The organism is Nosocomiicoccus ampullae (assembly GCF_001696685.1).
GTDB lineage: Bacteria > Bacillota > Bacilli > Staphylococcales > Salinicoccaceae > Nosocomiicoccus > Nosocomiicoccus ampullae_A.
The window spans coordinates 1-18,894 of sequence record NZ_MBFG01000018.1; the positions used below are offsets into that span (position 1 = coordinate 1).

Annotated in this window: 20 protein-coding genes; 9 read left to right on the forward strand and 11 right to left on the reverse strand. The window is 34.8% G+C overall.

Features of this window, described 5'->3' with window-relative positions; all coding sequences use genetic code 11:
* The first annotated feature begins 78 nt into the window (after positions 1 to 78).
* From BBS29_RS06945 to BBS29_RS06965, 5 genes are all read left to right on the forward strand, one after another.
* Complete coding sequence (locus BBS29_RS06945; protein ID WP_068130574.1) at positions 79 to 657, forward strand: TetR/AcrR family transcriptional regulator; 579 nt, start codon at positions 79 to 81, stop codon at positions 655 to 657.
* A gap of 10 nt (positions 658 to 667) precedes the next feature.
* Positions 668 to 1,987, forward strand: a complete 1,320-nt coding sequence (locus tag BBS29_RS06950; RefSeq protein WP_068130578.1) for a purine-cytosine permease family protein — start codon at positions 668 to 670, stop codon at positions 1,985 to 1,987.
* Positions 1,984 to 3,057 carry a DUF917 domain-containing protein gene (locus tag BBS29_RS06955; RefSeq protein WP_068130582.1) on the forward strand — a complete coding sequence of 358 codons (1,074 nt, stop codon included), beginning with the start codon at positions 1,984 to 1,986 and terminating at the stop codon, positions 3,055 to 3,057. Before BBS29_RS06950 ends, BBS29_RS06955 begins: the two co-directional genes overlap by 4 nt.
* A gap of 1 nt (position 3,058) precedes the next feature.
* Positions 3,059 to 4,612: a hydantoinase/oxoprolinase N-terminal domain-containing protein gene (locus BBS29_RS06960; RefSeq protein WP_068130585.1), complete on the forward strand. Its 1,554-nt coding sequence runs from the start codon at positions 3,059 to 3,061 to the stop codon at positions 4,610 to 4,612.
* 158 nt (positions 4,613 to 4,770) lie between these two features.
* Positions 4,771 to 4,977: an IDEAL domain-containing protein gene (locus BBS29_RS06965; protein WP_068130587.1), complete on the forward strand. Its 207-nt coding sequence runs from the start codon at positions 4,771 to 4,773 to the stop codon at positions 4,975 to 4,977.
* 68 nt (positions 4,978 to 5,045) lie between these two features.
* On the opposite strand, the gene BBS29_RS06970 is transcribed toward BBS29_RS06965, so the two are convergent.
* The 9 genes from BBS29_RS06970 to hemE all read right to left on the reverse strand — a co-directional run bounded on the left by BBS29_RS06970 (position 5,046) and on the right by hemE (position 14,233).
* On the reverse strand, positions 5,046 to 5,381 hold the full coding sequence (locus BBS29_RS06970; protein WP_068130590.1) for a cupin domain-containing protein: 336 nt from the start codon (positions 5,379 to 5,381) through the stop codon (positions 5,046 to 5,048).
* An 18-nt stretch (positions 5,382 to 5,399) separates the two neighbouring features.
* The gene (locus BBS29_RS06975) at positions 5,400 to 6,686 is read right to left on the reverse strand and encodes a TRAP transporter large permease (protein ID WP_068130593.1); all 1,287 of its coding nucleotides are present in this window, start codon (positions 6,684 to 6,686) and stop codon (positions 5,400 to 5,402) included.
* Between the two features lie 11 nt (positions 6,687 to 6,697).
* Entirely contained in the window at positions 6,698 to 7,150 is a 453-nt protein-coding gene (locus BBS29_RS06980; RefSeq protein ID WP_068130595.1) for a TRAP transporter small permease, read from the reverse strand.
* A gap of 11 nt (positions 7,151 to 7,161) precedes the next feature.
* Complete coding sequence (locus tag BBS29_RS06985) at positions 7,162 to 8,151, reverse strand: DctP family TRAP transporter solute-binding subunit (protein WP_068130597.1); 990 nt, start codon at positions 8,149 to 8,151, stop codon at positions 7,162 to 7,164.
* Positions 8,152 to 8,290: 139 nt separating this feature from the next.
* Positions 8,291 to 9,739: an APC family permease gene (locus BBS29_RS06990; protein WP_068130601.1), complete on the reverse strand. Its 1,449-nt coding sequence runs from the start codon at positions 9,737 to 9,739 to the stop codon at positions 8,291 to 8,293.
* A gap of 86 nt (positions 9,740 to 9,825) precedes the next feature.
* Entirely contained in the window at positions 9,826 to 10,815 is a 990-nt protein-coding gene (locus tag BBS29_RS06995) for a lipoate--protein ligase (RefSeq protein WP_068130603.1), read from the reverse strand.
* 60 nt (positions 10,816 to 10,875) lie between these two features.
* Positions 10,876 to 12,270, reverse strand: a complete 1,395-nt coding sequence (hemG, locus tag BBS29_RS07000; RefSeq protein WP_068130608.1) for a protoporphyrinogen oxidase — start codon at positions 12,268 to 12,270, stop codon at positions 10,876 to 10,878.
* Between the two features lie 13 nt (positions 12,271 to 12,283).
* Positions 12,284 to 13,198: a ferrochelatase gene (gene hemH / locus BBS29_RS07005; protein WP_068130611.1), complete on the reverse strand. Its 915-nt coding sequence runs from the start codon at positions 13,196 to 13,198 to the stop codon at positions 12,284 to 12,286.
* A gap of 6 nt (positions 13,199 to 13,204) precedes the next feature.
* Entirely contained in the window at positions 13,205 to 14,233 is a 1,029-nt protein-coding gene (gene hemE / locus BBS29_RS07010; RefSeq protein ID WP_068130614.1) for a uroporphyrinogen decarboxylase, read from the reverse strand.
* A gap of 178 nt (positions 14,234 to 14,411) precedes the next feature.
* Here hemE and BBS29_RS07015 point away from each other — a divergent pair, with 178 nt between their 5' ends.
* Positions 14,412 to 14,939, forward strand: coding sequence for an antibiotic biosynthesis monooxygenase (locus BBS29_RS07015; protein ID WP_068130616.1), 528 nt, complete (start codon positions 14,412 to 14,414; stop codon positions 14,937 to 14,939).
* A 21-nt stretch (positions 14,940 to 14,960) separates the two neighbouring features.
* Here BBS29_RS07015 and BBS29_RS07020 read toward each other — a convergent pair whose 3' ends face one another.
* Positions 14,961 to 16,163: an ABC transporter permease gene (locus BBS29_RS07020; protein WP_068130618.1), complete on the reverse strand. Its 1,203-nt coding sequence runs from the start codon at positions 16,161 to 16,163 to the stop codon at positions 14,961 to 14,963.
* Positions 16,153 to 16,884 carry an ABC transporter ATP-binding protein gene (locus tag BBS29_RS07025; protein ID WP_068130621.1) on the reverse strand — a complete coding sequence of 244 codons (732 nt, stop codon included), beginning with the start codon at positions 16,882 to 16,884 and terminating at the stop codon, positions 16,153 to 16,155. Before BBS29_RS07025 ends, BBS29_RS07020 begins: the two co-directional genes overlap by 11 nt.
* A gap of 92 nt (positions 16,885 to 16,976) precedes the next feature.
* On the opposite strand from BBS29_RS07025, the gene BBS29_RS07030 reads away from it, so the two are divergent.
* From BBS29_RS07030 to BBS29_RS07040, 3 genes are all read left to right on the forward strand, one after another.
* Positions 16,977 to 17,405, forward strand: coding sequence for an HIT family protein (locus BBS29_RS07030; RefSeq protein WP_068130624.1), 429 nt, complete (start codon positions 16,977 to 16,979; stop codon positions 17,403 to 17,405).
* Between the two features lie 53 nt (positions 17,406 to 17,458).
* Positions 17,459 to 17,821, forward strand: coding sequence for a YtxH domain-containing protein (locus BBS29_RS07035; protein ID WP_068130626.1), 363 nt, complete (start codon positions 17,459 to 17,461; stop codon positions 17,819 to 17,821).
* Positions 17,822 to 17,904: 83 nt separating this feature from the next.
* Entirely contained in the window at positions 17,905 to 18,858 is a 954-nt protein-coding gene (locus BBS29_RS07040) for a foldase protein PrsA (protein ID WP_068130629.1), read from the forward strand.
* Positions 18,859 to 18,894 lie beyond the last annotated feature (36 nt).

The window sequence follows — 18,894 nt, forward strand, 5'->3', positions numbered from 1 at the left end:
ATTAAATTGTCAGAATATATTTACAAGTAAGAATATTCGTGATAATATACCTATCAAACGTTAGGTAGGTGAGTTTTTTTGAACAAAAAAGATGAAATTATCAATGCTACGATTGAAAATATTTCAAAATTTGGCATTGATGGTACCACTATGAAAAACATCGCTTTAGATTGTGGAATTAAGTCAGCAAGTATTTATTATTTTTTTAAAAGTAAAGAAGAGCTCGTTTTAGAGTGTGTCGATATTATACTAGGTCGTCATCTAGATTCCTTAATATCAGCCGATTTATTCAATAAAAATATAAGTACTCTTGATTCTCTAAATTTATTACTTGATAACATAGTGAAATTTCATAAAGACAATCCAATTGATACTATGGCTTATTTACAACTTATTAATAGTCATAACTTAGAAATTCAAGAAAAGATTAATCATTACCAATTTAGATACTCAACTTGGCTAGCAGATTCATTTGAAAAATATTTATCAAACGATAATTTTGATAAAGAATCAAGTAAACTACTTCTTGAATATATAGTCCTCTTATCAAATGCATTGTTTTGGGAAAGTATCGTTTATTCAACAGAAGATATGCCAAAACGATTGGCCATATCAAAGAATTTACTTTTATATTCTTATAAATCATTAAAAAAATGAGGTGTTTATTATGGAAGTTAGTGAAATAGAAAAGTCTAACATACTTGAAGATTATGAAATCGAACCAGTTCCACAGGAAAAAAGACAAAGTTGGGTCAAACTTTCATTAGTCTGGACTGCGGGAATAATTGCTCTATCCGCAACTGCTCTCGGAGGAGCTTTAGGTAGCGGAATGAGTCTAGAACAAGCTATTATTTCTGCTGGAATTGGGGCATTCATACTCTCTATCTTAAATGCGTTTTCCGGATTCGTCGGAGATAAGACAGGTTTATCTACGGCAATGGTATCCACTTTTGCATTAGGGAGATACGGTGCATTTCTAGTCTCTTTAGTAATTGCCGTTGCTCTTTTTGGATGGTTTGGAGTCCAACTCGATCTTTTTGGGTCTAGTCTTTATGCAGTAATCAATTCCGTTTTTGGTGTTGAAATAAACAAAGTTTGGTTAGTAATATTGGGTGGCTTCTTGATGACAGTAACATCAATGATTGGTTATAAAGCCCTTGAAAAATTAAGTATATTTGCAGTACCTCTTCTTGCTTTCTTACTAATCGGATCAGCTTTTATTATCCTTAAAAGTTATAACATTACGGAGTTAATTAATGCGCCTTTAACTGGAGAAACAATAACATTTGGAGCAGGAATTTCAATCGTCATTGGATCTCTTGCGATTGGGATTATAATAGCTCCTGATTTTTCTAGATATTCAAAATCATCGACGGATACATTAATAGCTTCATTACTGAGCTACTTTGTAGGATATTCTATTGTATTAATTCTTGCTGTATTCTTGGCAAAAGCAACATCTCAAACTGATGTTGTACAAATTATGATAAGTATCGGATGGGGAACGGGTGGTATGCTAGTCTTAATTTTAGCTCAATGGACAACAAATAATACCAATCTATATTCATCATCCCTTGCCTTTTCAGTAGTGTTTAAAATGATTCCTAAATATATTATTACTATTTTTGCAGGTACAGTTGGAACGGTATTCGCTATAACAGGTATTTACCAAAACTTTATTCCGTTCTTGAGTGTTTTAAGTATAATGATACCTCCTGTTGGTGGGATATATGTAGCCGACTTTTTTATGAGACATTCAAAATATCATTATAGTCATATACCACACATAATTAAGTTTAATTATTTCAGTGTTATTATCTGGGTCGTAGCAATTTTAATCGCATTATCTACCTCGCCTGCACCAATAGGTTTTGATTTATTCAAATTAACAACGATTTCAGCATTAGATGCATACTTAATTGCTTTAATACTACAACTGATAGTTAGCAAATTTAATTTAGATGTGAAAGGAAGTAGAAATTTATGAGACTCATTGGTTTAGAAGAAATAGAAAAAATGTCACTTGGAGCTGCTTTACTTGGTACAGGTGGTGGTGGTGATCCCTATATAGGTAAATTAATGGCAAAACAAGCTATTGAAAAGTATGGTCCTGTTAAATTAATTAGTTATGACGAACTAAATGATGATGACCTAGTTGTTCCATCAGCTATGATGGGGGCTCCATCAGTAATGGTAGAGAAAATTCCATCTGGTGACGAAGCTATTGCCGCATTTAAGGAACTAGAAAAACATTTAGGTAAGAAAATTACTGCTACAATGCCTATCGAAGCCGGTGGAGTCAACTCACTAATTCCAATCGCTTTAGCAGCTACTCTAGATTTACCTATCGTTGATTCAGATGGTATGGGACGTGCTTTCCCTGAATTACAAATGGTTACTTTCTATTTAGATGGCATTAATGCATCTCCAATGGTGTTAACGGATGAAAAAGAAAATGCAACACTAGTAAATGCCATTGATGGTGTATATGCAGAAAAAATTGCGCGCTCAGTCACTATGGTTTCAGGAGGTTCCTTACTTAATGCTATATACCCTATGACTGGTAAAGAAGTCAAAGAAAGCGCAGTCCATCACTCTTTAACTCTCGAAGAAGAAATCGGTGATATTTTATTAAATAAATCAAATGTTATTGAATCATTAAAAACCAAATTAAATGGTTATGTATTATTTTCAGGAAAAATTGTAGATATTAATAGAGCTACTGATGGTGGCTTTGTTAAAGGAAAAGCAAACTTTGAAGGGATTGATGAATTTAATAATCAAACTGCTTCAGTCGAGTTTCAAAATGAAAATCTAATTTGTTATGTAAACGATGTACCAAAAGCGATTACTCCCGATTTAGTTACGGTATTAGATAAAGAAACAGGTATGCCAATTACTACTGAAGGTTTACAGTTTGGAATGAGAGTCGTAATTCTAGGTATGCCAGCTGATGAAAAGTGGAGGACAAAAAAAGCAATCGACACTGTTGGTCCAAGATATTTTGGTTATGATTTAGACTATGAAACGATCGAGTCATTAAATGGAGGTAAATAAAATGTATAAATTAGGTATAGATGTGGGTGGGACAAATACTGACGGTGCCATTTTAGATGAAAACCTAAACGTATTATCATCTTTCAAATCCCCTACTACAGATGATATTGAAACAGGTATTAACAACGTTATTCAAAAACTTCTCGAAGATACTACATTAGACAAAAATAATATCAAGCATGCAATGTTAGGTACAACACAATGTACAAATGCCATTGTTACACGAAATGGTTTAGATAAAGTTGCAACTATTAGAATTGGGTTGCCAGCGGGAGCAGCTATTGAACCACTTTATGATGTTCCGGATGATTTAAAAGAAAAATTAAGTAATCACGTATATCAAGTAGCTGGCGGTCACGAATTTAACGGAGAACTAATTAGTGGTTTAGATGTCGAGAAACTGGAAGAAATTGCAACTCAAATAAAGAATAAAGTTGATTCAATATCGATTACTTCCATATTTTCGCCTGTAAACAATGTTCATGAGATTAAGGCAGCAAAAATTCTACGAGATTTATTAGGAGATGATATTCCTATTTCCCTATCTTCAGAAATCGGTAGTTTAGGATTATTAGAAAGAGAGAATGCAACTGTATTAAATTCCGCAATTCAGACAGTAGCTGAGCGTACAATCACTGGCTTTGAAAATGCTTTAAGAAAACACGGCATTCCAGCCACTCCATACTTTTGTCAGAATGATGGAACGCTTATGAGTAAAGAATATACATTAAAATACCCTATTCTCACTGTGGCATGTGGACCAACAAACAGTTTACGTGGTGCTAGTTATCTTTCAGAATTTGATGATGCAATTATAGTAGATATTGGAGGTACAACAACGGATATTGGAGTCCTTCAAAAAGGCTTCCCAAGAGAATCATCAATTTCTGTCGAATTAAGTGGTGTTCAAACGAACTTTAGAATGCCTGATATATACTCTATCGCTTTAGGTGGAGGTACAATTATTACTGGTGATGTTAATTCCTTTACAGTCGGTCCAGAAAGTGTAGGATATCAACTGCCAGAGAAAGCACTTGTTTTTGGTGGTGATACTCTTACAACTACTGACATTGCAGTAGCGAAAGGTTTTCTAAACCTTGGAGATAAAGAGAAATTATCTCATTTAGATTCCGAGTTTGTAGATGCTGTCTACCAAGAAATGTTAAAAATGATTGAGATCGCAGTAGAAAAAATGAAGACTTCGAGAGATAATATACCCGTTGTACTAGTTGGCGGAGGAAGTGCATTAATAAAATCAGATAGCAAAATCGAAGGTGCAAGTGTCGTCGCTAATCCAGAGAGCGGTTCGGTCGCTAACGCTATAGGATCAGCTATTTCAGATGTTAGTGGCGAAGTTGAAAAAGTGGTAAATATTAGCCCTGACACAAGAGAGTCAGTCATCGACGAATTAAAAAAACTTGCTATTGAAGATGCTGTTGAAGCTGGTGCAGTAAGAGAAAAAACAGAAGTAATTACATTTGATGAAATACCACTTGCTTATTTACCAGGTGGCGCTACACACGTTAAGGTTAAATCTGCTGGACCACTTAAATAAATATTATGATCACACAGAGAATAATTCTATCACTGTGTGATTCTTCATTTTATAATCTATCTAACTGTTATTATTTTCAGACAATTTCAAATATTATATTGACTTCCACATAACTACTCACTATAATAATAATTATCAATTGATTGGAGGCGTTACCAATGGAAAGTAAATCAGTTAAACTACTCGCTCAACGTCGTGCGTTTTTACAAGCCGCTACTGATCTTTCGGCGGATCTTATTCTCGAAGAGTCTTTAAATCATTTTAAAGAAGCACATTATTTACAAAAAATCGAAGAGGCGTTATTAACTAAAAACGAAGAGATGTTTAATGAGTATACGGAGTTATTAAAAAATGTTAAAAATTAATATGAAAACTGTATTCAAATGAAAAAGCTGATCGAGATTTAATCATAAACTCAATCAGCTTTTTAAATTTAAAATAATATCGCAATAAATTCTAACTCCTCGTCTCCAACATTTTCAATTCCGTGAGACTGTCCTTTTTTAATAACGCAACATTCATTTTTATGAACGACATGTTCCTCTTTGTTCTCATCTATAAATAGACCTTTACCTTTTATTATGTGGTAAATTTCAGAGTCTTTGTCGTGTAAATGATAACCAATAGATGTACCTTTTGGTAACACGACGTTCGCTACCATGTAGATATTTTCTAGATCATCATTTTTAACATGTTTATAAATTTCAATTGTGCCCTTACCACCGAAGTGGTTATCTATTTTAAAAGGTTCTTTTTCATTAAATATCATTTCATCACCTACTTAAAATTATTCTATCATTATACTTGGAAGGAACGTTGATAGTATCGGGAAGAATATAATAAGAATTACCATTGCCGTGACAATAATTAATATATGCACGATATACGGTAGCGTCTTTTCTATACCCATTCCCTTATCTGTAATACTACACCCTGCAATTAGTGATAAACCGACCGGTGGTGTAATATTCGCGAGTGCGAAGTTCATAATAAGAACCATTCCAAAATGAATTGGATCGATATTGTACTGAATTGCGAGTGGCATGAATATTGGACTTAACAGTATAATTAGAGATGTTACTTCTGTTAACATACCTAAAATAAATAGTATTAAAGAAACGACTAATAAGAACATAATTGGTGAATCTACATAGCTAAAGAAAAAGTCCGAAATCGTAGCTGGAATCTTTTTAACCGTTAGTAAATATGTAAATGCACTTGCTGCAGAAATAATTACTAATATCGATGCAGATGTTACTGCTGAGTCTTTCATAATATGCTTAAAAGTTGAAAAACTCATTTCCTTATAGTAAATAGTAAGTAAGAAACTATATGCAACCGCAATGACGGCCGCTTCAGTTGCTGTCGCAACTCCTAAGAAGATACTTCCTAAAATGAAGACTGGCGCGAGTAACGGTAAAAATGCTTCCTTTGTCGTTTTTAAGAAATCTTCATTCGTTAACTTTTCTTCTCTAATTTCTCCATATCCTTTCATTCTCGCAATAACACTTACATAAATACAAAGAAATAAAGTTAAAATAATTCCTGGTATAATTCCTGCTAAGAATAATTTACCAATTGAAATATTTGCTGTAATTCCTAAAATTACCATCGTAATACTCGGCGGTATAATTAGTCCTAATACTCCTGCTGGACCTATGATACTCGCTATAAACGAATTGCTATATTTTTCTTCTTTTAACCTCGGAACCAACACAGACCCTACAGCATAAGTCGTCGCGACTGTTGACCCTGACACTGTTCCGAATAATGCTGTTGTAATTACTGTTGTAATAGCAGTACCACCGGTTAATTTACCGACTAGCATTTTACTAAATGCCATTAATCTTTTAGTTAGTCCACCTTCAGCCATAATGTTACCGGCTAATATAAAAAGCGGTATTGCTAAATATGAAAAGTTATTTACACCAGCAAACATGCGCTGAATGAGAATCTCCAGTGGAACTCCGTCTAACAGTAATATTAGACTGACGACAATACCAATCACGAAAGCAATTGGCATCCCTAAAAATAACAGACCAAAAAATGCGAGTAATATTAATAGAATAGTCATACCTTCACCTCTTACTTGCTTTCATAAATATTTTTTGTTGATATGATTAAAAAATAAATTGAGAATAATGCACCGACAGGTAATGCTAAATAGAATATACTCATCGGTAACTGTAGAGATGACGATACGTAATTCATAGATGCAATTGAAAATTTAACTCCATAAAACGCAATAATTAAGAAAAATATTATAAGTAAACCGTTTACAATCAAGTTTACAAACCTTTTCTTTTTATCATCTAACTTGTTTACAAAGTATTGTACGGACAAGTGCATATCTTCATGAAATGCTAAACTCGTACCTAAAAAAGTCAGCCATACGATTAACAATCTTGATAACTCATCTGTACCGATAAGTGTAAAGTTTAAAAATCTTGCGATAACTTGAAGTAATATAATGACGGTTAATATCGTAATGGCAGCGATACATAGCCAGTTGAGTGTCTTTACTATCATCTTTTGCATGTTACACCTTCCTATTCAAATCCTGATGCTTTACGGTAAACATCCATTAACTCTTTACCGAACACTTTTTCTTCCCACTTATCATATACTGGAAGTAGCTTCTCTCTAAATGATTCTGTATTTACATCGTCGTTAATTTGCATACCGTTCTCTTCTAATTCTTGTAAATACGATGATTCATTATCATCGTTTGCTGCATAAACATTTTCTGTTGATTTTTTCATTTCTTCTAAAATAATCTCTTGGTTTTCTTTAGAAATTTCATTCCACGTGTCTTCAGATATGACAACCATTACAGTATTATAAAAGTGCCCTGTAAGCGATAAGTAGTCCTGTACTTCATAAAACCTTGGTGCAGCTATGTTTGCGAGCGGATTTTCTTGAGCATCTAATGCACCTTGTTGAAGAGCACCATAGACCTCACTAAATGCCATTACTGTTGGCATTGCTCCCAACGCTTCAAAAGTGTCAACTCTTAAAGCGGTTTCAGCAACTCGTATATCTAAGTTCTTAACATCTTCAGGTTCTACAATTGGTTTAGAATTATTCGTGATATGTCTAAATCCCCATTCTAAGTATCCAATTTGGTGAAGATTATATTCAGACGCAATTCCAGATAAATAATCACCAAATTCACCTTCATATGCTTCTCGTGCAGTTTGTTGATCTTTCCACATATATGGTAAGTCTTCAATAGCAAGGCGCATATCCATCGTTTGCATTGAACCAATCATAATTGCGCCAGCATCCATTGCACCCATTTGGATTTGTTGAAGCATTTCTGTTTCAGATCCAAGCTTACTATTTCCATATATATCAAATGTCACTTTTCCATTTGTTCTCTCTTCAACCGCTTCTGCCATTCGCTCTAGTTCGTCTGACGCAGCGGTTCCTGGAGATAGTGCGTGCCCAAGCTGTAACTCTATATTGTCCTTTTCATCCGCATGATTTGAGCACCCTGCGAGCAAGACTAAAAAGATAACCATTACCATCTTTCTCATTATCCATCCCTCTTTTTGATAACGTTTTCATATATATGCATTTTATTTTATAAGAATTAAAAACTTTAGTCAACAATTAGCTTTATTATTATTCATATAAAAAACCGAGCTAAGGTTTACCTTAACTCGGTTTTCTCCTCTATATCTCTTTCGAATGTATTTCCTCTCTTGTCATGTCTAAAATCAAGTGATCGAGTTCTTCTCGTTTTAGGCTTTTTAGTTTATTAAACTGGAACATGAAGAATACTAATCCAATGATTGTCCAGATTCCTAATGCGATATATGACGGTAGTGTGAGTGCTGCTGGTGATCCTGGAATTAGTAATAACAACAGGAATACTGCTGAGATGATTGCTCCGATGACTCCAAATACCGTATATAGTGTGCTTTTATGTCGTTTATCGCTAAAGAATTTTACTGTAACTAAACTCGTTGCTAAAAATGCTATCGATACACCGACGGATGACATATCGACGATCCAGCTGAGTGCTGTTCGTCCAAGCCAAGGTGCTGCTAAACAGACGACCATGACGAATATGATTGCGTTTAACGGTGTATTTGTTTTTCTATGCAGTTTTGAAAATGCTTCTGGTATAAATTTCGCACGACCTAATGCAAAGATGAGTCGTGATGATGATAAGTAAAATCCATTTAACCCTGTAAATACACCAAATGAAATCGACAGCGCTAAGAAGAATAGTCCGATTTTACCAAACGCTGAATGAATGACGTCTCCTGTTAACCATAACTTAGATTCCTCAAGCATTTCAGTATACGGGAACGTCCACGATGTAATTAAAATCATAAGCACGTATGTAACAATACTTGCAACGATTCCAAATACAATCAATTTAAACGTCTGATTCGCTTCAAAGTTAAATTCTTCTGCTGCTTGCGGGATGTTGTCAAAGCCGACATACATCCACGGTGCAATTGCAACAATTACGATAATCGAACTTAAAACTCCGACGTCTTCATTAAATAGTGGAACTGCATTTTCAAAGCTAAATGTTGACGGTGTAAATGATAAAGTAAATAATCCCGCCACAACGATTGCCATAAATAAACAAAAGTAAAACTGCAGTTTCCCTGAAAGTCCTGATCCTTTAAAACTAATTATCGCAAATACGATTAAAATAAATGTCGATAAAATAACCTCAGTAATATATACATCCCAGCCTGCAATTGAATATAAATATCCAACTTCTAAAAAGTCCGGAAGTATAAATTTAAATAGTAAACTAAAAGCACTCGCATTTACTGCTACTACACATATATATCCGAAAATTAAAAACCATGATGATATGAAACTAAAGTACTTTCCGAATCCAACGTACGTAAATGCAAATTCTCCCCCAGACACTGGAAACTTCGCTGTTAACGCACCATAACCGACAGCAATCATTAACATGAGTAATCCACCGATAATAATCCCTAAAACGGCACCGAGCGTACCTGAAGATTTTAACCAGTCACCTGGTAATATGAACGCACCCCATCCGATCGATGAACCGTAAGCGATTGCCCATACAAAACGCCTCGACATCGTACTGTCGAATGACTCACGTTTTTCTTTACGTTTTTTCATGATATCCCCTCAAATAATTTAGTATATAAATTTTACTTACCCTAAATTTTTGAGAATTAACGGGATATTTCGATTTTCGATATATTTTATACGATTAGTTCTAAAAATTCCTCTCTTGTAATACGTCCTAAATAGTGCGGTATATCAACATCTTTCAGTGCTTCGTCGATCGATTTATAATCGTGTCTAACACCGATTAATTTTTCTTCAATATCTTTAATCTCTCCAATTCCAAAGAAATCTCCGAAAATTGCCGCACGTTCTATTATTCCTTTTTGGACTTCTAAACGGACATCTAATAGTCCTGCATCAAATTTATGACTCGCTTCAAAATTGTAGTGTGGGTTTTTACCGAAGTTCCAATCATCAGTTTGGTACTTTTCTTTAGATAACGTCATGATTTTATCCCAGTCTTCATCTGTTAACTCATACTCTTCAATTTCCTCTACACTACCAAATATCTTTTCTAAAATAAGTCGTTTAAATCGTTCGATATCTAATGGTTCATCTAAAAACTCATTCACGTTACCTACGCGACTTCTTACAGATTTAATACCTTTTGATTCGATCTTTTTAGGGTTTACTTTTAGTGAGTTTTGAACCGCTTCAAGGTCGCTATCTAGCATAATCGTTCCGTGACTAAACATACGTCCTTTAATAGACACCATCGCATTGCCTGAAATCTTTTTACCATTCACTTCAATGTCGTTTCTACCGACAAGTTCTGCTGGAACACCTAAGTCATTTAATACGTCGACAATTGGTTGCGTAAACTTTTTAAAGTTGTGGAAACTATTTCCATCATCTTCAGTTACAAAACTAAAGTTTAAATTGTTTTTGTCGTGATACACTGCACCACCGCCACTCACTCTACGTACGACTTTAATGCCATTTTCACGTGTATATTTTTCATTAATTTCTTCAACAGTATTTTGATTTTTACCGATGATGATCGATGGTCCGTTTACATAAAATAAAAAGTACGAATCATCTGTAGGAATCTCTCTTAAGACGTATTCCTCCATTGCTAAGTTAATCATTGGGTCATCTATATTATTGTTTGATATAAATTTCATTGTTTTCCTCCATTAAAAAAGACTTACTGCCATTATAGCAAGTAAGTCTAATTGATTCATTTAATCGACAATCTCATACGCTGTATTTTTAGCTGCTTTTACACAGTCTGGTAATCCAACTGCATAATGCGATGCGCCGATTAAGTAAAGGCCTTTATAATTTTCCTTTAAATACGCGTGAATTTTATCGATCATTTCTTTATGACCGACTAAGTAGTTCGGTGCAGCGTCAGGCATACGTGTAATAATATGGAACTCGGGCTCTCCCGTGATGTTCATCATCTTATCTAAATCACGTCTGACAGCTTCTAAAATTTCTTCGTCTGTGCCGTTTTTAATGAGGTCATTTAATGTTTCATTGTTCGGCTTGCCAATATAAGCTCGAAGTAATGCTTTACCTTCTGGTGCGGAATGTGCCCACTTTTTGTTCGTCCACGTACATGCAGTCATCGCCATGTCATCTTCTTGACGATTAATTACAAACCCAGTACCGTCAAGTGCGTTATCGACTTGTGATTCGTCAAAGCATAATACGATATTGGCCACTGTTGTCGCCTTCATATGTTTAAAATACTCTAACATCGGCTCGTCAATTAAATCTTTATATGCAAAATGCATCGTCGCAACGACGACATCACTATATTCTTTTTTACTGTTACTAACAGTAACTTCATAGTGATCATCGTGTTTTTCAATTTTTTCAACTGGTGTATTTAAATAAATATGACCACCTTGAGATTCAATGACCTCTTTTAAACGGTCGATAAAAGACTCCAGTCCATTTTTAAATTGATAAAACATCCCTTGTTTTTTATCTACTGGTGCTTTAACTCCAGTATTTTGACTGCGCTTTTTACGTTCGTACATTCCTTTTATAAGGCTACCGTAACGTTCTTCTTCTTCTTTAAAGAATGGATACGTCGCCATTAAACTCATCTCGTCTAAAGCTGTACTATAAACACCGCCGAGAAGCGGCTCGATCATATTTGTCGCGACTTCTTCACCGAGACGCTTTTTAAAGAATTCACCGGCTGATATATCCCCATGCATTTCAACGACTGGAATTTGATTATCGAGTAACGCACGTGCTTTTCCTCTGACAGATAAGAGTTCTGTATCTTGAATTGCTTCTTTAGTCGTCGGCACACCTAATATCGTGTTTTGTGGAACTGGACTAAGTGAACCGTTCGCATATATGAATGATCGCCCTGTTAAATTTCGAACGAGGTCATCTTTCATACCAATTTCTACTGCGAGATCTGTCAGATCAGGTTTACGACTAATATAAGATTCTGCACCTTGCTCGATGACAAATCCATTTTTACGGTACGTTTTAATTTTACCGCCGATTCTCTCACTCGCTTCGTATAAATCGACAGCAATACCATTTTTAGTTAAATAGTATGCAGTAGATAATCCTGTAACCCCGCCTCCGACAATACATACTTTTTTCACGTGACTCACCTCTTTATAGCTTTTCGATTTCGTTTGCCATTGCGTCGATGAATCGTTGGTCCGTGTTCGGCATTGGTGGACGGTGGTACACTGCGTTGTTGCGGTCCGTAACTACTTTACATTCGTAGTCGTTATCGTATAACACTTCTAAATGTTCACATACAAAACCTAATGGTAAGTAAACGAAGTGTTTAAATTGATGTTCATCGTATAAGTCTTGTGTTAAATCTTGAACGTCAGGCCCTAACCAAGGATCTGGCGTGTTTCCTTCAGACTGCCATCCTGTGAAATAGTGAGCGAAATTCGCACGCTCACGAATGAGCTCCATCGTCTCTTCTAATTGTTTTGGATATGGATCGTTATTTTCGACGATCATTTTTTCAGGTAAACTATGTGCACTTACAATAATTGCTGTTTTATCGTGCTCATCTTCTGGAATAGTTTTCATCGTTTCTTCGACTTGTTCTACCCAGTAATCAATGAACGGCTCTTGACGATAAAAATCATCGACTGATTTTACTGAAATACCGTACTTTTCTGCTTCTTCTTTTGCACGTTTGTTATAAGTTTCTACAGAAAACGCTGAATAATGCGGTGCAAGTACGACAGTTTCAATTTCTTTAATGCCCGCTTTATTAATGTCTTCAACCGCTTCTTCGATAAACGGTGTGATGTGTTTTAATCCGATAAATAACTCATACTCATCGTCACTACGCTTATTCATTTCTTCAACTAATGCGAGCGCTTGACGTTTTGTTGTATCTTTTAATGGAGATACACCACCGATTGCTTTATAACGCATTTTTAAATCTTCTAATGCTTCTTCTGAAGGTGGACGTCCGTGACGTATATGTGTGTAATACGGTTCGATATCTGATTCTTGATACGGCGTTCCGTACGCCATTACGAGTAATGCTTTTTTTGCCATGTTAAATTACAATCCTTTCGAATAATTGTGAACGAATTCTGTTAATCGTTTTAACGTATCTGGGTTTACTTCAGGGAATACCCCGTGCCCTAAGTTGAAAATATGACCTTTGTTTTGACCTTGCTCTAAAATTTGAGATGCATACTTTTCAATAACGTCCCATTCTGCAAGTAGAATTGCTGGGTCTAAGTTTCCTTGTAATGACTTATTAATTCCCATTTCTCTTGCTTCTTTAATCGACGTTCTCCAGTCGAGACCAATTACGTCACTACCTAACGTATCCCACTCTTTTAATAAGTGGCTTGCACCAATTCCAAAAATTGTGACTGGTACACCTAATTTTTTCGTTTCACTAATTAAACGACGCATAGAGTTTCCTAAATAGTACTCATAATCTTCTTTGTTTAATGCACCTGCCCATGAGTCAAAGATTTGAATCATTTTAGCACCCGCATCCACTTGTGCTTTTAAGTAAATGATACTCATGTCTGTTAATTTTTCCATTAATGCAAACCATGTTTTTTCATCGTTATACATTAACGATTTTGTCTTGTGGTATCTTCTTGTCGGGCCCCCTTCGATCATGTAGCTTGCGACAGTGAACGGCGCTCCACAGAATCCAATTAACGGAACGTTTAATTTTTCATTGACTAAAATGTCGATTGCTTTTACTGTGTAATCTAAATCTTTTGTTGGATCAAGTTCACCAAGTGCTTCGACGTCTTCAATGCGTCGAATCGGGTTATCAATGACAGGTCCTACACCTTTTACGATATCAACATCGATACCAATCGGTGCAAGTGGTGTAATAATATCTTTGTAAAGAATCGCAGCATCTACATTGTAGTTTTCAACAGGTGTTGCTGTTAAATAAGCTGTAATCTCTGGATTCTTCGTAATTTCGATTAACCCACCATATTGTTCTTTGATCTTATTGTACTCTGGTTGTGAACGTCCAACTTGACGCATAAACCAAACAGGTGTGTAATCTGTTTTCTCTCCTCGAGCTGCTCTTAAAATCGTATCATTAAACAATGATTTTCCCCCTAATTACTTTTGTATCGACAATATTGTAACATGATATATGAAGTTTTCGTGAAATGTGAATGAATTGTCATATTTAAAAATTTCCTAAATGTTTAACAAGTTTTCGATTATGGCTATATATAATGTAAGATGAATAACAACTTAGAAAGAATGAGAGGTAATCATTATGTATTTTCACAAAACAAACGGAACAGTAAGCTACTTAGAAAGTTTAAAAGAAAAATATCCGAATGCACATCTACAAGCAAATCCAAACACTGCAGTTTTATATTATGAAGATAACGAAGAAAAATCTGCATTTGAAACAGAACAATCATACGAAATTGTAGATTCTAAAGGTGATTTAAGCGAAGATCATCCAACATACGCAGTTCATATCCCTGCGTATGGTATTGGTAAATCGACGATCATTTCACACTTAAGTGATTTTAGATCAGAGTTAGACAACGTAAAAGGTGTAAAAGCATATCGTATCGCACGTAAGCTCGATCAAGATAGCTATTTAGTTATTGTCACATTTACAAGTATCGATGCATACCATGACTTTAAACAGACAGACACATTTAAGAATTACTTAACACAAGACGTGCTTAAAAAATTCCAAAACGAAGAAAGTATGTTCCAAGACTTTGCAACGTCACAACTCTACTTTACTGTTAAAGAAGTAGAACAAGACGAAGAAGACGAATTTTAAACATAAAAACGCGCGCTGAGATTAATCACTCAGTGCGCGTTCTTTTTTATATACATTTTTAGATAACATTTGATTTAATACGTAACCAAATATTGGGAAGATTAGACCGATATAAAACTCTTTATTGTGCATAATGACAAAGATGATTACAAATATAATCGATATGACGAATATTACTTTATGTGAGTAGCGGATATATGACGTTTGTATATTGCTTCTTTGTACTGGCCATATTTTCGGCCATAGTAAATACGCTTGTGACTGGTAAATTTGTGTGAGCTGTAAAATGATAATGTACAGCACAAACAGTGAGAATATAACAGTCACATAAATATTCGACATCCAGACGATGAAAATTGTAAAGAGTAGCATTAGTCTTAAAATAATCATCGGCAGATCAAAGTCTCTTAAAAAGCTACGATGAAACATATAATCATACATATAATTTTGATCGAAATGCTTCACGTTTTGCTTTTTCATAAATACGTCTAAATATTTACGACGTTTGAATTTTTTATCTGCATTTTTTACGTTCGCAAACATCGAAATAATCGTATTAAAACGATTGATTTCATGTGCTTCGTAATCTACTAATCTCGTCCAATTCACTTTTAAGACTCGCTTTTTTCGAATAAGAAGTAACACGATACTTAATACGAGCGGGATTATTGCGACAAAGTATATGTTAACTAACGTCAAATATAATAATATCGCGTTTAAAATAATTAAAACATACATAACAAGTTGAGTGTTCAGTAACGTGTGAATCGTTTCAACTTTAATTTTAAACGTTAAATATACTGTCACGATAACTGCGACTGAAAATATCGCGAATTCAATGAGCGTATGGTTAATTAAAACGAGCATAAACGTTAAAATCACCATCACGACTGGGAATATATAACTGAGCGCTAATGAGTATCGCTCTGCTCCTTTAAAATATCCATTTAATTCATCTTCTACAGGCACTAAAAAGATAAGGTCCGCTTCTTTCAACAAACTGCGATACGTCGGTGTAATCGATAGCGCTACGAGTACAGCGACTAACATATCGACGTATATATTGTTATGTAGCACGTCACGTAACTCAAATAACGAATAGAAAAATGCACCGAGTGCAATCGTTAAAAAGATTAAAAAGTGACTGTTAAAAATAAACTTCATATAATACATACGTTTAGATATGTCTTTATCCATTCGTGTTTTAAATAAATCAGTCCACATTGCTGTCACCTGTTAAATGTAAATAAATATCATCTAACGTACCGTTAATACCCGTCTCTTCTCTTAGAGACTCAATCGTACCGTCTGCGATTTTTTTCCCGTGATGAATAATAATATATCTGTCACAATATCTTTCAGCTGTTGCTAAAATGTGCGTACTCATTAAAATAGATTTACCTTTATTTCGCATAGATATCATCAACTCAATTAAACCTTCGATACCTAACGGGTCGAGTCCTAGAAACGGTTCATCTATTATAAATAACTCAGGTTCAACGACAAACGCACAAATTAGCATGACCTTTTGTTTCATCCCTTTAGAGAAATGTGCTGGAAACTTATCGAGTTCATTTTCTAAACGAAACAGTTTGAGTAGTGGCTTTGCTCTTGTCATCGCCATGTCTTCAGTTAAACCGTATGCCATTGCTGTCATATGAATGTGCTCTCTTAGCGTCAATTCTTCATATAAAATTGGTGTCTCAGGAATATACGTTAAATGTTTACGCATATTTTCGTCTCGGATATTTTTGTCTAATACTTTTATCTCTCCACTATGTGGGGATAAAAGTCCTAATATATGTTTAATAGTCGTACTTTTACCGGCACCATTTAAACCGATTAAGCCGACGATCTCCCCTTCTTTTAAAGAAAAAGAAATATCGTGAATAATTGGTGTTTTACCATAACCACCAGTAACGTTTTGTAATTCTAAAATGTTCATATTGAAACTCTCTTTCAATTTGTTATTCATGTATATAAGTATATAATAATCTTAAGTAAACTATATCATAACTTATTATGGAGGGAACACTAATGAGTGAGAACAAAACAGTATTTGAAATGATTATCGACCGAGATATCGATGCGAATATTATTTATGAAGATGATAACTTCATCGCATTTTTAGATGCGTTTCCTGTTGTTAAAGGTCATACGCTCGTCGTACCTAAAAAGCGTATCGAAAATATTTTTGATTTAGACGATGAAACAGCAAACGATTATATGAAAGTCATTCGTAACGTATCAAAAGCAGTACATGATACGTTTAACCCTGAAGGTTTAAATGTCATACAAAACAACGGTGAATTTGCTGGACAATCTGTATTCCACATTCACTTCCACATTTTACCGAGATATAAAGACGAACATGACGGTTTTGGTTACAAATGGGAAGACATTGAGTTTACAGAAGAAGAACGTGAACAGTTCGCTGAAGCAATTAAATCTAAACTCGATGCATAATAAACATTCGTTTCGGGTAAGAAATATGTATGATACGTAAGGAAGTGACATAAATGGGTATTAGAAATTTTGCAGTTGGTTTTGTCGTTGGTGTTGTAGGTGGCGTTTCTTTATCAGTACTAAATGCGCCTCAATCAGGACGTGAACTCACAGCTTCTTTAAAATCTAATTCTGGAACAGTGAGTGCGTCAGCAAGCCAAGTTAAAGAAGAAATTAATAACATTAAACAATCTGTACTTCGTGCAAAGCATGAAGCGTCTAACATTAAAGAACTAACTGACGAAGTGAAAGACTTAGTCGATAACTTTAAATCAGATATTGAACCAAATATCGATCATTTAAAAGACGACGTCGCAACACTTCAAAACACAGCGGAAGACCTTCAGCACGCTTTCGATAAACCAAATAACAAATAATGATCGGCGGTGATGTATTAAATGCATCACCGCTTATGTTATGTTATATTAGTGAAAGCTAAAATTTAAAGGAGTTTTAAAAGATGAAAAAACTACTCACAACAACAACGTTATCTGCAGCACTCATTTTATCTGCATGTGCAAATGATGACAATAACGCATCAAAAAGCGATAGCAAAGAGACAAAATTTGGTGAAACACTCGTAAAGAGTGACGCCGGAAACGTGACAGTGGACGACGTTTTAAATTCATTTGGTATGGAAGAAGTCGCATCACAAACGTTTGAACTCGCATTAAACAAAATAATCGAAGATAAATATAAAGATGAAGTTGATATCGATAAAATTAAAGCAGATGTCGACAAAGAAATTGAAGGTTATGGTGGCGAAGATCAGTTCGCTCAACTACTCTCTCAAAGCCAACCAGGATTAACTGTCGAAGGTTATAAGCAAAATAAAATCGCAAATATTCTACACAATAAATTCTTTAGTGAAAAGCTAGAAATTTCTGATGAAGATGCGATTAACGGTGCATATGACGCACAACATATTTTAATTAAAGTCGATGAAGAAGCTGAAGACGGTAAAACAGACGAAGAAGCTAAAAAAGAGGCTGAAGACCTTCTTAAAAAAGTTAACGATGGTGAAGACTTCAGTAAGCTTGCGAAAGAACATTCTGACGACACTGGTAGTGCGAAGAACGACGGGAAATTAGGTATCGTTACAAAAGGTCAAATGGTCCCTGAGTTCGAGGAAGCATTATTCAAATTAAAACCAGGCGAAGTATCTGACGTTGTAAAAACACAGTTCGGTTACCATATCATTAAACGCCTCGACAAAAAGGCAGAAGATATGTCAGAATCTGAAATTGCAGATGCAAAATCTAAAATGATTAACGAAAAAATTCAAGAAGATCCAAACAAAATCATGGACTTCTACAAAGAGTTACTCGATGAATACAACGTTAAATTTGAAAACAAAGATATTAAAGAACAAGTCGATAAAATGATGTCACCGATTGACATTCAAGAAAAATAACAAAAACAGGCTCTATTTTTAAAAATAGAGCCTGTT